Annotated in this window: 13 protein-coding genes; 5 read left to right on the top strand and 8 right to left on the bottom strand. The window is 31.1% G+C overall.

The annotated features are described in order from the left end of the window. Positions 1-3: 3 nt before the first annotated feature. From DFQ07_RS06200 to tyrS, 3 genes are all read right to left on the bottom strand, one after another. Positions 4-522 carry a c-type cytochrome gene (locus DFQ07_RS06200; protein WP_133535396.1) on the bottom strand — a complete coding sequence of 173 codons (519 nt, stop codon included), beginning with the start codon at positions 520-522 and terminating at the stop codon, positions 4-6. A gap of 28 nt (positions 523-550) precedes the next feature. Beyond that, a complete protein-coding gene (locus tag DFQ07_RS06195; RefSeq protein ID WP_133535395.1) occupies positions 551-1,123 on the bottom strand; it encodes a fasciclin domain-containing protein in 573 nt (190 codons plus the stop codon). Positions 1,124-1,645: 522 nt separating this feature from the next. Then, positions 1,646-2,950, bottom strand: coding sequence for a tyrosine--tRNA ligase (gene tyrS / locus DFQ07_RS06190; protein ID WP_133535394.1), 1,305 nt, complete (start codon positions 2,948-2,950; stop codon positions 1,646-1,648). A gap of 61 nt (positions 2,951-3,011) precedes the next feature. Between tyrS and DFQ07_RS06185 the strand changes: the two genes are divergently transcribed. Continuing rightward, a complete protein-coding gene (locus DFQ07_RS06185) occupies positions 3,012-4,013 on the top strand; it encodes an NAD-dependent epimerase/dehydratase family protein (protein ID WP_133535393.1) in 1,002 nt (333 codons plus the stop codon). Positions 4,014-4,018: 5 nt separating this feature from the next. Here DFQ07_RS06185 and DFQ07_RS06180 read toward each other — a convergent pair whose 3' ends face one another. From DFQ07_RS06180 to DFQ07_RS06165, 4 genes are read right to left on the bottom strand one after another with little or no spacing between them, the layout of a single operon-like run. After that, positions 4,019-4,513 (bottom strand): DUF4296 domain-containing protein, encoded by a 495-nt coding sequence (locus DFQ07_RS06180; protein ID WP_133535392.1) that lies wholly within the window; start codon positions 4,511-4,513, stop codon positions 4,019-4,021. Further along, positions 4,513-5,853, bottom strand: a complete 1,341-nt coding sequence (locus DFQ07_RS06175) for a dihydroorotase (RefSeq protein ID WP_133535391.1) — start codon at positions 5,851-5,853, stop codon at positions 4,513-4,515. Before DFQ07_RS06175 ends, DFQ07_RS06180 begins: the two co-directional genes overlap by 1 nt. 6 nt (positions 5,854-5,859) lie before the next feature. Then, positions 5,860-6,321, bottom strand: coding sequence for a GNAT family N-acetyltransferase (locus DFQ07_RS06170; RefSeq protein ID WP_133535390.1), 462 nt, complete (start codon positions 6,319-6,321; stop codon positions 5,860-5,862). 4 nt (positions 6,322-6,325) lie between these two features. Further along, a complete protein-coding gene (locus DFQ07_RS06165; RefSeq protein WP_133535389.1) occupies positions 6,326-7,048 on the bottom strand; it encodes a polyprenol monophosphomannose synthase in 723 nt (240 codons plus the stop codon). Between the two features lie 76 nt (positions 7,049-7,124). On the opposite strand from DFQ07_RS06165, the gene DFQ07_RS15885 reads away from it, so the two are divergent. From DFQ07_RS15885 to DFQ07_RS06145, 4 genes are all read left to right on the top strand, one after another. Next, entirely contained in the window at positions 7,125-7,763 is a 639-nt protein-coding gene (locus DFQ07_RS15885) for a DUF4271 domain-containing protein (protein WP_133535388.1), read from the top strand. Between the two features lie 12 nt (positions 7,764-7,775). Next, on the top strand, positions 7,776-8,525 hold the full coding sequence (locus DFQ07_RS06155) for a uroporphyrinogen-III synthase (RefSeq protein WP_133535387.1): 750 nt from the start codon (positions 7,776-7,778) through the stop codon (positions 8,523-8,525). Between the two features lie 138 nt (positions 8,526-8,663). Continuing rightward, positions 8,664-10,757 carry a S46 family peptidase gene (locus DFQ07_RS06150; protein ID WP_133535386.1) on the top strand — a complete coding sequence of 698 codons (2,094 nt, stop codon included), beginning with the start codon at positions 8,664-8,666 and terminating at the stop codon, positions 10,755-10,757. A gap of 155 nt (positions 10,758-10,912) precedes the next feature. Further along, complete coding sequence (locus tag DFQ07_RS06145; RefSeq protein ID WP_133535385.1) at positions 10,913-12,403, top strand: cellulose synthase family protein; 1,491 nt, start codon at positions 10,913-10,915, stop codon at positions 12,401-12,403. 319 nt (positions 12,404-12,722) lie between these two features. Here the strand turns inward: DFQ07_RS06145 and DFQ07_RS06140 are convergent, their stop codons facing one another. After that, positions 12,723-13,304, bottom strand: a complete 582-nt coding sequence (locus DFQ07_RS06140; protein ID WP_133535384.1) for an acyltransferase — start codon at positions 13,302-13,304, stop codon at positions 12,723-12,725. Positions 13,305-13,314 lie beyond the last annotated feature (10 nt).

Raw genomic sequence — 13,314 nt, 5'->3', positions numbered from 1 at the left:
TGATTATTTTAAAGTTCTAAAAAATTCTACGATTGCTCTAGCTTCTTGTTCACTAACATTTTGATTTGCCATTGGCGAGCCATTAAACTCTATTAACAATGCCTTTGCTATTGGATCTTTTTGAAGCATTTCTTCTGGATTAACAATCATATTCATTACCCATTCTGGCGATCTTCTGTCAAATACTCCCGTCGGATTTGGTCCTATAAATTTTCTATTTGTTCTATGACATGCCGAACATTTATTCTTAAATAGCTCTTTACCTTCATCTGCTAACTTTTGATCAATTGCTCCAGAGATATCAATAGATTTTACAGGGCCTATTCCTTTATTAGATAAATCTATATTAGCCGTAGCCTCCTTTTTTACTTCAGGAGCTTCTTTAGGCTTTTCCTTTTGTACCTCTTTTTTTACAAGTGTTTTTTTTGATGAATAATCTACTTGGTTATTTTTTTTATCATTTCCGCATGAAAACAATACAAAAGAGAACATTAGTATTAATAGTTTATGTGTGCGTTTCATTTTTGATTGATTTATAATTTATTATTATTTACGGTACTAAAACTTGATCGATAACATGTATCCATCCATTACTTACTTTTACTGTTTGAATAATTTCTACTCCATTTACATAAATTTTTCCTTCCTTATTTTCTACCTCCATGTAATTACCAGATGCCATATATAATTTTCTACCTTTTTTAGCTTCTTTCTTTAACTGCTCTAAAGGAAAGTTTGCTGGTGCAACATGATTTTTTAGTACAAAAGCTAATTTTGATTTATTTTCTGACTTTAGTAAATCTTCTACTGTATTTACTGGCAATTTTTCAAATGCTGTGTTTAACGGAGCAAAAATGGTTAATGGACCTGCATTTACAACTGCATCTTGTACTCCACCCGCCTCAATAGCTGTTACTAGTGTTGAAAAATCTGCTATGCTTTTTGCTTTTTGTAAAGCATTAGGATCGGAAACCTCATCTTTTACTGATGCTTGCCCTTGCGACTTTACTACCTCTTTTTTTTCTACCGAAATCGTATTTGTATTATTTGTACTACTATTTTCTTTCTTACAAGAAAAAAACAAGAGCAATGCGACCAAATAAACTATTTTAAATATTTTCATTGTGACTACTATTTGTTATCTGCTCAAAATTATTGCTATCCATCTCTCTAAAAAATGACAATTATCATGTTAAGAAGATAAAATTGTCTTTTTTAAACAATAATTGTCATTTCCTTGAAAAAAAGCACCCCAAATAAATAAATAGGAAATGAGAACTTTAATTAATTTTAACTTTTTAATTTTAATTTATTCTAAATAAACTTATATATTTGCACCGAATTTTAGAAGAATGATTGTTTTTTATACTAGTACTAAGAAGGTTACCTCTGTGGTTCCTATACAAAAAGCGCAAAATTTAACAGCTTGCAATTCGGTATGTACTTCTAATTGTATCAAACCAAAAAGTAAGTGTTGTAATAAATATCAGAAGAAAGGGATAAACTGTAAACGATGTCCTTTAACGTTTGATTTTAAAGCTGTTTCTTAAAAATATTTTCCCCACGTTTTTTATTAAATGTAAACACAAAAAAACCTTAAAAGAATGTTCTTTTAAGGTTTTTTAATATTATGTATAGAATAGAACTATTGCACTTTTAACAGAAAATAATTCTTTTTACCTCTTTGTAATAGCACATACTTATTTGCAATTAAGTCTTTTGAAGTAATTACAAAATCCTCACTTATCTTTTCTTTATTTACAGATATTGAGTTTTCTTTTAACGCTCTACGAGCATCTCCATTCGATTTTAAGAAGCCTGTTTTTGCTGATAAAGCAGCTATCATATCTAAACCTTCGTTAACATCTTCAGAAGATACTTCTGCTTGAGGAACTCCGTCAAACACATCTAAAAAGGTTTGCTCATCTAAACTCTTTAAATCCTCAGCTGTTGATTTACCAAATAATATATTTGAAGCAACTATTGCCTTATCTAGCTCTTCTTTAGAATGCACAAAAGTCGTAACCTCTTCAGCTAATTTTTTCTGTAAAATTCTTTGATGTGGTGCTTCTTTATGTTCTGTTATTAAAGCTTCAATTGTTTCTTTATCTAAGAACGTAAATATTTTAATATACTTTTCAGCATCTTCATCCGAAGTATTTAACCAAAATTGATAGAACTTATAAACTGAAGTTTTATCAGCATCTAACCACACATTACCTCCTTCAGATTTACCAAATTTAGAACCGTCTGCTTTGGTGATTAACGGACATGTAGCTGCAAATGCTTTTGCTTCTTCACCAGGAGTCATTCTACGAACCAACTCTGTACCTGTGGTAATATTTCCCCATTGGTCAGAACCTCCCATTTGTAATTTACAGTTAAACGTTTTATATAAATGATAGAAGTCGTACCCTTGTATTAATTGGTACGTAAATTCAGTAAAACTCATTCCTCCACCAGCTTCACCAGTAATACGTTTTTTTACAGAATCTTTAGCCATCATATAGTTTACTGTAATACGTTTTCCTACATCACGAGCAAATTCAATGAAAGAAAAATCTTTCATCCAATCGTAATTATTCACAAGTAGTGGAGAGTTTTCTTTTCCATTATCAAAATTCAAAAAGCGTCCAAGAGTTCTTTTTATACCTGCAACATTATTGGCTAATGTTTCTTCATTTAATAAGTTACGTTCATCAGATTTCCCAGACGGATCACCAATCATTCCTGTAGCTCCTCCTACTAAGGCAATTGGTTGATGTCCTGCTTTTTCTATATGTACCAATAAAATAATTGGAACCAAACTACCAATATGTAACGAATCAGAGGTTGGATCAAAACCGATATAGGCAGTTGTCATTTCTTTTTGTAATTGCTCTTCAGTTCCAGGCATGATATCGTGAATCATTCCACGCCAACGTAATTCTTCTACTAAATTCTTGGTCATTTTATTCTATTTTAAAGGCACAAAGATAAGTTTATCAACCAAAAAAAACTAAATTCGCTGTATGATTTTAGTTACTGGCGGAACAGGTTTAGTAGGCTCACATTTACTGTATCATTTAACTCAAAAAAATGATACTGTTCGAGCTATTTATAGAACAAATGAAAAACGTGAGCATGTAAAAAAAATCTTTTCTTTTTATACAAAAGATGTTCTACAATACTTTTCAAAAATTGAATGGATACAAGCTGACATTACAGATGTTCCTTCTTTAGAACCTGTATTTAGCAACATAACGGAAGTGTATCATTGTGCCGCCTTGGTTTCTTTTAACCCTATGGACTATAGAAAAATGCGTCGGGTAAACATTGAAGGAACTGCTAATATTGTAAATTTATCTATCGACCAAGGAGTAAAAAAGCTTTGTTTTGTTAGCTCTATTGCTGCGGTTGGAGATTCTATAAACGGAACTCCCATTAACGAAGAAAATGAGTGGACAGATTCAGCCGATAATCATGAGTATTCTATTACCAAGTATGGTGCTGAAATGGAGGTCTGGAGAGGTAGCCAAGAGGGATTGAATGTCGTTATTGTAAATCCAGGTATTATTTTAGGTAGTGGATTTTGGCATGAAGGTTCTGGAAAATTATTTACACAAATTAACAAAGGATTTTCTTTTTATACCGAAGGAGTAACAGGTTTTGTTGGAGTGACAGACGTGGTAAAAGCCATGATTCAACTTACTAAATCAACTGTAAAAAATGAGCGCTTTATTCTGATTTCAGAAAACAAATCATATAAAGATATTTTATTTGCTATCGCTGATGGTTTACATAAAAAAAGACCTTCTATTAAAACAGGAAGACTGATTACTGGTATTTTTTGGAAAATAGATTGGTTGCTAACAAAACTGACAGGTAAAGAGCCTTTACTTACCAAAAGCTCCGCTAAATCATCTCACAACAAGTCTTATTATTCTTCAGAAAAAATTAAAGATCAGCTTCATTTTGAATTTGAACCGATTGATAAGGTTATTACAAAAGTTTGTAACAGATTTAAAGCATAAATTACTTATCTTTTCTTTACATCCAATGCTTTTTTGTTAAGCATTTCTTCCTTCTCTTCTATTAACCTTTCAGGGATTTCTCTTAATTCTATTTCCTCTTTTCGTACAGAGTCTTTTTTAATTCTGCTCTTTTTTGTCAACCCTTTTAAAGAATCTTGAATTAAATTCTCTTCTCTATACAACACTTCTAAAGAATCAATATTCGATTTTACCTTTTTTAAAATCTCTGTGTATTCTTCAATTTTTGAAGTATAATAGGTGTTACTTATATCAAAACGAGTGCTATCTATTTTATACTTCTCATACACTAAAAAAACATAGTTTTTCTCCCTTTTTAAGAATTTATTCTTCTGATTTTTAGCTGAAGAAGCAATATACATATCAGTTAATAAAGCCACCATAGAATCTTTGGGTATTAAATTCTTTGGTTTTTTATAAATCGTATTGCTTGTACACGAAACTAAAAGTAAACTAATAAGTATGTATGAAACTGCTTTCATTATCTATTGAATAATAATCGTTTTCCTTTAACTTCTTCGTTAAACTCTCCTTGATTATACATTAGGTTTCCATTAACGAAAGTATGTGTTATTTGATTTGAAAACTCTACACCTTCAAACGGAGACCATCCACACTTATACAAAACGTTATCTCTGTTAACTGTCCATTTTCTATCAGTATCTACTAAAACTAAGTCGGCATAAAACCCTTCCTTAATAAATCCTCTTTTTTCAATTTTAAAGATTTTAGCAGGATTATGACTCATCTTTTCTACTGCCTTTTCAATCGGCAATACTCCCTCCTTTACCTTTTCTAAAACAGCAATAACTGCATGTTGTACTAATGGACCTCCACTAGGAGCCTTAGTATAAACATTATCTTTTTCTTCTAAAGTATGCGGTGCATGGTCGGTTGCAATGATATCAATTCTATCATCTAACAATGCTTTCCATAAACCATCTTTATCTTTTTGAGTTTTTACTGCAGGATTCCACTTAATGTGTGTTCCTTTCGTATCATAATCAGCATCAGTAAACCATAAGTGATGTACACAAACTTCGGCAGTGATTTGTTTTTCTTCTAACGGAATATCATTCCTAAATAAATGTGTTTCCTTTTCTGTAGACAGGTGGAAAATATGTAAACGTGCTCCTGTTTTCTTTGCTAATTCAATTGCTTTTGATGATGATAAATAACACGCATCTTCACTACGGATTAATGGGTGATACTTCATAGGAATATCATCACCATATTTCGCTTTGTATTTCTCTGTATTTTTTCTAATTGTTACTTCATCTTCACAATGCACTGAGATTAGCATCTTAGTTGATGAGAATATTTTTTCTAGTACTTCTTCATTATCTACCAACATATTTCCTGTAGAGGATCCTAAAAACAATTTGATTCCTGCAACATCTTTCGGATTCGTTTTTAACAACTCCTCTAAATTATCATTAGTACCACCAAACATGAACGAGTAGTTAGCGTACGATGTTTTGCTAGCAATATCAAATTTATCTTCTAATAGTTCTTGAGTCGTTGCTTGCGGAACGGTATTTGGCATTTCAATAAATGAAGTAATTCCTCCTGCAATAGCTGCCTTACTTTCTGTGGCAATATTGGCTTTATGTGTTAATCCTGGCTCACGAAAATGTACTTGATCATCAATCATTCCTGGAATTAAATATTTTCCTGATGCATCAATTACTTGCATATCATCAGTAGGTTTGATGTTTTCCTCTACCTTCTTAATAAATTCTCCTTCTAGTAAAACATCGCCTTTAAAAACCTTGTTTTCATTAACGATTTGTGCATTCTTAATTAAAATTGATTGTTTCATTTTCTACTAAATTTCCATTTTCATGTTAATCAAACTCTTGTTAAAACCAAAGCGCTCATAAGACTTTATTGCTCCTAAATTCTCATTATAAACATCTAACCTTAGTTCTTTTAATCCTTGTTTCTTTGCCCAGTCCTTTAAAGACTCCAAAATTACAGAACTTATTCTTTTCCCTCTAAAATTTGGCTTTACATACATAAAACCAATATATCCATTCAACTCATTTTTATGATAACTACCAGATTTTTCTATTCTAACATATCCCGATCCTACAATTTCATCTTCAGCAACGGCTACAATTAAATGTACATGTTCGGCAAAAATCATTTCTTCCAAATTGTAGTAGCTAATCTTTCCTTCTTTTAAAAGTGGATCAAAAGGTCTTTCAGCTTCTATAATACCTTGTTCAAACTCCAATAAGGTTTCTAAATCTTCTTTCTTTGCTTTTCTGGTGGTAATTATATTCATTTTCTTATTTCGGTAATCCGTTAATTCTCATCTTTATTACACCAAAAACTGCTTCTTTTATAATTCCTTTACTAAGCTTTGACTTTCCTAAAACTCTATCAGTAAAAATTACCGAAACTTCTTTTATATTAAACTTATGTTTCCATGCTTTGTATTTCATTTCTATCTGAAATGCATATCCTACAAATTTAACCTTATCTAATTTAATTGTTTCTAACACTTTTCGCTTGTAGCACACAAAACCAGCTGTAGTATCATGAATTGGCATTCTGGTAATTAATCGTACATACTTAGATGCAAAATACGATAACAACACTCTACTCATTGGCCAGTTTACAACATTTACACCTACCGAATATCTTGATCCTATTGCTACATCTGCTCCTTCATTAGCACATTCGTTATACAATCGAATTAAGTCGTTTGGGTTGTGCGAAAAATCAGCATCCATTTCTATAATGTAGTCATATTTTCGGGAAATCGCCCATTTAAATCCGTGAATGTATGCCGTACCTAATCCACTTTTACCAGTTCTTTTTTTTATAAAAAGCTGTTCAGGAAATTCGTTTTGTAAGTTTTCTACGATTTCTGCAGTTCCATCAGGAGAATTATCATCCACAACTAATACATGAAACACCTTTTCTTGACGAAACGTAGCTCTAATAATTGCTTCAATATTTTCTTTTTCATTATACGTAGGGATTATAACTAAAGCGTCTGACTTCATGTAATTTTCATATAAATTAGGGCAAAGATACACTAATTTATTACTAATTTTGTGTTAATTAAAAGTATAAAAACAATTGCAAGCAGTAGAACGAATTATTAATAATGAAAGTTGGATTACGCTAGTTATTCTAGCTGCTATCGTATTGCTTTCAGTTATGAAATTAATAAATTCAAATAAATTGTGGGGGTATACTACCGCTTTTTATACACCAGGTTTTTTTCAAAAAAGAGTAGAAGACAATCCTTCTTTTACAAGTCCTTTTAATTTGATTTTGTTTACTTATACAGCTATAGTCATATCGTTATTTACTTTTTTAGTTCTGTTACCAAAATCATTTGAATACAACTTTTACACTTTTTCTGTTTTATTTTTATGTCTTTTATCTTACCTTCTTGTTAGACGAATGTTAGATTACTTTTTAATTAATATTTTAGGGCTTACTCAAATACTCAAATATTTTTTACATACAAAACTCGGATATTTACATGTAGTATGTTTGTGGCTCCTCCCTTTTGTTGTCTTATATCAATTTACTTTTAAGAATCCTACTTTTTTAATAAGCTCTTTTAGTATCTTATTTATTTTCAGAGCTTTTTTAATTTTAAACAACAATAAAAGAATTGTTATTGGTAAATTATTTTATTTTATTTTGTACTTTTGCGCACTTGAAATAGCACCGCTATTAATTCTTTATAAAACAACAACTACGTAATAGAGAAAGTTTATGAAAGTGAAAACTATTTTAGTCTCTCAACCTGAACCAAAGACAGAAACTTCACCTTATTTTGATTTAGCTGAAAAGCAAAAAGTGAAGGTTGATTTTCGCTCATTTATCCACGTTGAAGGAATTCCTGTTAAGGAAGTTAGAGCTCAAAAAGTGGATTTAAAAAATTATACTGCAATTATTTTAACTAGCAGAAATGCTGTTGACCACTTTTTCAGAATTGCAGAAGAAATGCGTTTTACTGTACCTGATGACATGAAATACTTCTGTCAATCTGAAGCAGTTGCTTACTATTTACAAAAGTATGTAGTTTACCGTAAACGTAAAATTTATGTTGGAAACAGAACGTTTCCTGAATTAACCAACTTAATTAAAAAACACAAGGGCGAAAAATTCTTACTACCTTCTTCAGACAAATTAAAACCTTTAATTCCTGAAGAATTAGATAAATTAGGTATCGACTGGAAGCGTGCTGATTTATACAGAACAGTAGTAAGTGATTTATCTGACTTAGAAAACGTTTTTTACGATATTTTAGTATTCTTTAGTCCTTCAGGAATTGATAGTTTATTTGAAAACTTTCCTGATTTTAAACAAAATAATACTCGAATAGCTGTATTTGGTAATACTACCATTAAAGCTGTTGAAGACCGAGGTTTACGTGTAGATATTGCTGCACCAACACCAGAAACACCTTCAATGACAATGGCTTTAGAAAAGTATATTAAAGAAGTAAATAGTAAAAAATAATTTTTTACCTATAAAACAAAAACCGCTAAGATAACCTTAGCGGTTTTTTTATGTTTCGCTTTTATCTTAAAGCTTCGCAGACTTTTCTTAAGGTAGTTTATTGTCAATTTGTATCTTTAGCAATCTAAAAACAAACAGATGAAATATATAAAAATTCTATTCTTATTTATTGTTGTTCAAGTTACTGCACAGCAAGGTGGCATGTGGATTCCATCTCTTTTAGAAGGAATGAATGAACAAGAAATGACTTCTTTAGGAAGTAAATTAACTGCAAAAGATATTTATGATGTAAACAACTCAAGTTTAAAAGACGCTATTGGTCATTTTAATGGTGGTTGTACTAGTGAAGTAATTTCTCCTGAAGGATTAATTTTAACTAATCACCACTGTGGTTTTGGGCAAATTCAATCGCACTCTTCTCTAGAGAATGATTATCTTAAAGATGGTTTTTGGGCAATGAGTAAACAAGAAGAATTACCTAACGAAGGTTTATATGTTGAGTTTATTGTTCGTATTGATGATGTAACTACCCAAGTTTTAAAAGGAGTTACCGAAGCTATGACTGAGAGCGAAAAGCAATCTGCCATCGATAAAAATATCAATGAAATTAAAAAGCTAACTCAAAAAGAGGATTGGCAAAACATAAAAGTCAAGCCTTTTTACAAAGGAAATCAGTACTTCTTATTCGTTACCGAAAAATTTGAAGATGTTCGTTTGGTAGGAGCACCGCCAAGTAGTATTGGAAAATTTGGTAGTGATACAGATAACTGGGTTTTTCCAAGGCATACAGGAGATTTCTCCTTATTCAGAATTTATGCTGATAAAAATAACCGTCCTGCTAAATATAGCAAAGACAATATCCCTTACAAACCAAAACATTTTTTACCTGTTTCTTTAGACGGAATTGAAGAAGGTGATTTTACAATGGTTTTTGGGTTCCCTGGTCGTACCAACGAGTATTTACCTTCAGTAGCTATAAAACATATTACAGAAGAGTTTAACCCAAGCAATATTGCTATAAGAGAAGCTGCTTTAAAAGAAATTGATGCACAAATGAAGGCTAACGATGCTGTTCGTATTAAATATGCATCAAAACAAGCTCGAATTGCCAATGCATGGAAAAAGTGGATTGGTGAAAACTTAGGCATCAAAAAAAGTAACGCTATTGCAGAACGTCAAGCTTTTGAATCAACCTTTAAAAAGGCTTTAAAAGAACATAATTTAGAAGCAACTTACGGAAACATCCTTCCTAAATTTGAAAAATTATACGCTGATTTTGCTAACATCAACATCAAAAGAAGAAATTTTATTGAAATTTTCTTAGTTACCAACGAATTGATGCAAATAACATTCAGAGCATACCAGTTAGAACAAACTGCCTTAAATAAACCTGAAAAGTTTGATGAAGTTAGAACTTCTTTAATTAATAGAATTAAAGGGATTCATAAAAACTTTGATGTGAATGTAGACAAAGGTGTATTTAACAATGTAATGCCTTTATACAACAGTAAAAATGTAGATGCATCAATTTATGACAAAACAAGTTTTACCGATTTAGATAAAACGTTAAAATTATTAGACGGGAATGCTGAACAAGTCGTTAAAAACTTAAACAAAGATGCCGCTTATTTATATGCGAAACCAATGATTGAAGAGTTTTACACGAAAATCAATCCTGAGTTTCAACAAAAAAACCAACCAATTACTGCTTTACAGAAAACCTACATGAAGGCTTTAATGGAAGCCTTACCAAACGCACGTTACTTCCCTGATGCTAATAGCACCTTACGTGTAACATATGGACAAGTTAGAGGATACTCACCAAGAGATGCGGTATATTACAGTCCTGTAAGTTATTTAGATGGTGTGATTGAAAAATATGTTCCAGGTGATTATGAGTTTGATGTTCCTCAGAAGTTACGAGACTTATACGATGCTAAAGATTTTGGGCAATACGCTGATAAAAACGGGAAAGTCCCTGTGTGTTTTTTAGGCACGAACCATACAACAGGAGGTAACTCAGGAAGTCCAGCTATTGATGCGCATGGTAACCTTATTGGGTTAAACTTTGATCGTGTGTGGGAAGGAACAATGAGTGACATGAATTACGATCCGGAAATTTGTAGAAACATTATGGTTGATGCGCGCTACATATTATTTATTATTGACAAATATGCAGGTGCAAAACATTTAATTGATGAAATGAAATTAGTACATCCAAAAAAGAAGTAATTTTTTCAAAAAATCAACATAAAATCCGACAAATAAACCTATTTGTCGGATTTTCTTATTTAAAACATATCAAAAGTTTCAAAAACCATAAAAGATAGTATCTTAGCCGGGTCAAAAAAAACAGGTCAAAATATTTTTAAATATTGCTTTAAATAATGGTTTTAGAATACACAATAATTACGCTATATACTATATCATTAGTTCTTATTTTATTGTACGCCTTAGCGCAATTAAACTTACTTTTTAATTATTTAAAAGCGAGAAAAAAAAAGGACAACTCGCCTAAATTTGATTTTACGAATCCAGATGAAATCCCATTTGTAACCATACAATTACCAGTTTTTAACGAATTGTATGTAATGGAACGTTTGCTAAACAATATCGCTAAACTTGAATATCCTCGTGAAAAATTAGAAATTCAAGTATTAGATGATTCTACTGATGAATCTGTCGAAAGTACTGCTAAACAAATAAAAGAGCTTCAAAAAACAGGATTAGATATTCAACATATTCGACGTGAAAATCGTCAAGGGTTTAAAGCTGGGGCTTTAAAAGAGGGGCTTAAAACTGCTAAAGGTGAATTTATAGCTATTTTTGATGCCGATTTTTTACCTGAAACAAACTGGCTTTTAGAGACTGTTCCTTATTTTAAAAATCCAGAAATTGGGGTAGTTCAAACCCGCTGGGGGCATATTAATAGGAATTATTCAACCTTAACTAAAATTCAAGCTTTTGCTTTAGATGCACATTTTACATTAGAGCAAGTAGGAAGAAATAGCCAAGGGCATTTCATTAATTTTAATGGTACCGCAGGTATTTGGCGTAAAGAATGTATATACGATGCTGGAAACTGGGAAGGAGATACTTTAACAGAAGATTTAGACTTAAGCTATCGAGCTCAATTAAAAAAATGGAAGTTCAAATATTTAGAAAATGTTGTTACTCCTGCCGAATTACCTGTTGTAATTAGTGCTGCGCGCTCTCAACAGTTTAGATGGAACAAAGGAGGGGCTGAGAACTTTCAAAAAATGCTAAAAAGAATTATTACTAGTAATACTATTTCGCTTAAAACAAAAATTCATGGAACTTTACATTTGTTAAACAGTTCTATGTTTACCTGTATTTTTTTAGTCGCTATATTAAGTATTCCTATGTTGTATATCAAAAATGAATACGCCCATTTAAGAATTTACTTTTTAGTGATGAGTTTCTTTATTATTAGCTCTATAATTTTCTTTATTTGCTATTGGTTTATGTACAAAAAAACCTACGGTGGGGGTTTTATAAACTTTATAAAATATATTGGAGCCTTTTTTGCTTTCTTTTCTATCGCAATGGGTTTCTCACTACATAATACCATTGCTGTATTAGAAGGACACATTGGTAAAAAAAGTGAATTTGTTAGAACACCAAAATTTAATATCAAATCGCTAAAAGATAGCTGGAAAACCAATAAGTATATTCGTAAAAAACCTTCATTACATGTAATCATTGAAGGTTTGTTAACTATTTATTTTGCTTTTGGTATGTACAGTGCTTTTATTGTAGGAGACCAAGGTGGAGACTTCGGGTTATTCCCTTTTCACTTAATGCTATTTATAGGTTTCGGATATGTGTTTTATAAATCACTTTTTTCAAAGGCTTAATTTCTTTTTTTAAGAACTAAATTAATATTATTTCATCTTTAGTTTATTATAGAAGATTACTCTTCTTATAATCACAATCATTAGATTTATTTGTTCAGTATTAAATCTTTTTGAGAACAGAAGACTTTTGCTATTTTTATTCTAATTTTTAAAAAAAATCATAAAAAAAACCCACTCAAAATTTGAGTGGGAAAAATTGCTATGAAAAAGAAAAAGAAAGTGGTCTTTCAACCACGTTTCAAATATAAGACAAGATTTTATTTTTACAAAATACTTTTTAAATTTTTTAATATTTTTTTAACCCTAGATTAAGCTTTAATTAAATCTTGATTACTTTATTATCTTTTAACTGGTATTTTTCTCCACTTTCTGAGCAAATTGCAAATCCTTTATCATCAAAATGTAAACGATGTCCGTATTCGCTAATCCAACCTATTTGTTTGGATGGATTTCCTACCACCAATGCATAGGGTAAAACTTCTTTAGTTACTACTGCTCCAGCTCCTATGAAAGCGTATTCTCCTATATTATTCCCACATACTATAGTTGCGTTGGCTCCAATACTAGCTCCTTTCCTCACAATAGTTTGTAAATATTGGTCTTGTCTTTTAATTGCACTTCTCGGGTTAATTACGTTTGTAAATACCATTGAAGGACCTAAAAAAACATCATCTTCACAAATAACACCAGTATATATAGAAACATTATTTTGTACTTTAACATTTTTTCCCAGTACTACCTTAGGTGAAACGACTACATTCTGACCTATATTACAATTTTCACCAATAATACAATTGGGCATAATATGACTAAAATGCCATATTTTGGTTCCTTTTTCAATGGTACAACCGTCATCAATAACGGCTGTTTCGTGTGCAAAGAATGCTTTTTTATCTTCCATATATCAAAAA

Origin of the sequence: Tenacibaculum caenipelagi (assembly GCF_004363005.1) — a bacterium.
Taxonomy (GTDB): Bacteria; Bacteroidota; Bacteroidia; order Flavobacteriales; family Flavobacteriaceae; genus Polaribacter; species Polaribacter caenipelagi.
This window is presented reverse-complemented; position numbering and strand designations above follow the sequence as displayed.

Bases quoted from the DNA above. Each gene is read 5' to 3' on its own strand.
- DFQ07_RS06200 (WP_133535396.1), bottom strand. From the start codon at position 522: ATGAAACGCACACATAAACTATTAATACTAATGTTCTCTTTTGTATTG.
- DFQ07_RS06195 (WP_133535395.1), bottom strand. From the start codon at position 1,123: ATGAAAATATTTAAAATAGTTTATTTGGTCGCATTGCTCTTGTTTTTT.
- tyrS (WP_133535394.1), bottom strand. From the start codon at position 2,950: ATGACCAAGAATTTAGTAGAAGAATTACGTTGGCGTGGAATGATTCAC.
- DFQ07_RS06185 (WP_133535393.1), top strand. From the start codon at position 3,012: ATGATTTTAGTTACTGGCGGAACAGGTTTAGTAGGCTCACATTTACTG.
- DFQ07_RS06180 (WP_133535392.1), bottom strand. From the start codon at position 4,513: ATGAAAGCAGTTTCATACATACTTATTAGTTTACTTTTAGTTTCGTGT.
- DFQ07_RS06175 (WP_133535391.1), bottom strand. From the start codon at position 5,853: ATGAAACAATCAATTTTAATTAAGAATGCACAAATCGTTAATGAAAAC.
- DFQ07_RS06170 (WP_133535390.1), bottom strand. From the start codon at position 6,321: ATGAATATAATTACCACCAGAAAAGCAAAGAAAGAAGATTTAGAAACC.
- DFQ07_RS06165 (WP_133535389.1), bottom strand. From the start codon at position 7,048: ATGAAGTCAGACGCTTTAGTTATAATCCCTACGTATAATGAAAAAGAA.
- DFQ07_RS06155 (WP_133535387.1), top strand. From the start codon at position 7,776: ATGAAAGTGAAAACTATTTTAGTCTCTCAACCTGAACCAAAGACAGAA.
- DFQ07_RS06150 (WP_133535386.1), top strand. From the start codon at position 8,664: ATGAAATATATAAAAATTCTATTCTTATTTATTGTTGTTCAAGTTACT.
- DFQ07_RS06145 (WP_133535385.1), top strand. From the start codon at position 10,913: ATGGTTTTAGAATACACAATAATTACGCTATATACTATATCATTAGTT.
- DFQ07_RS06140 (WP_133535384.1), bottom strand. From the start codon at position 13,304: ATGGAAGATAAAAAAGCATTCTTTGCACACGAAACAGCCGTTATTGAT.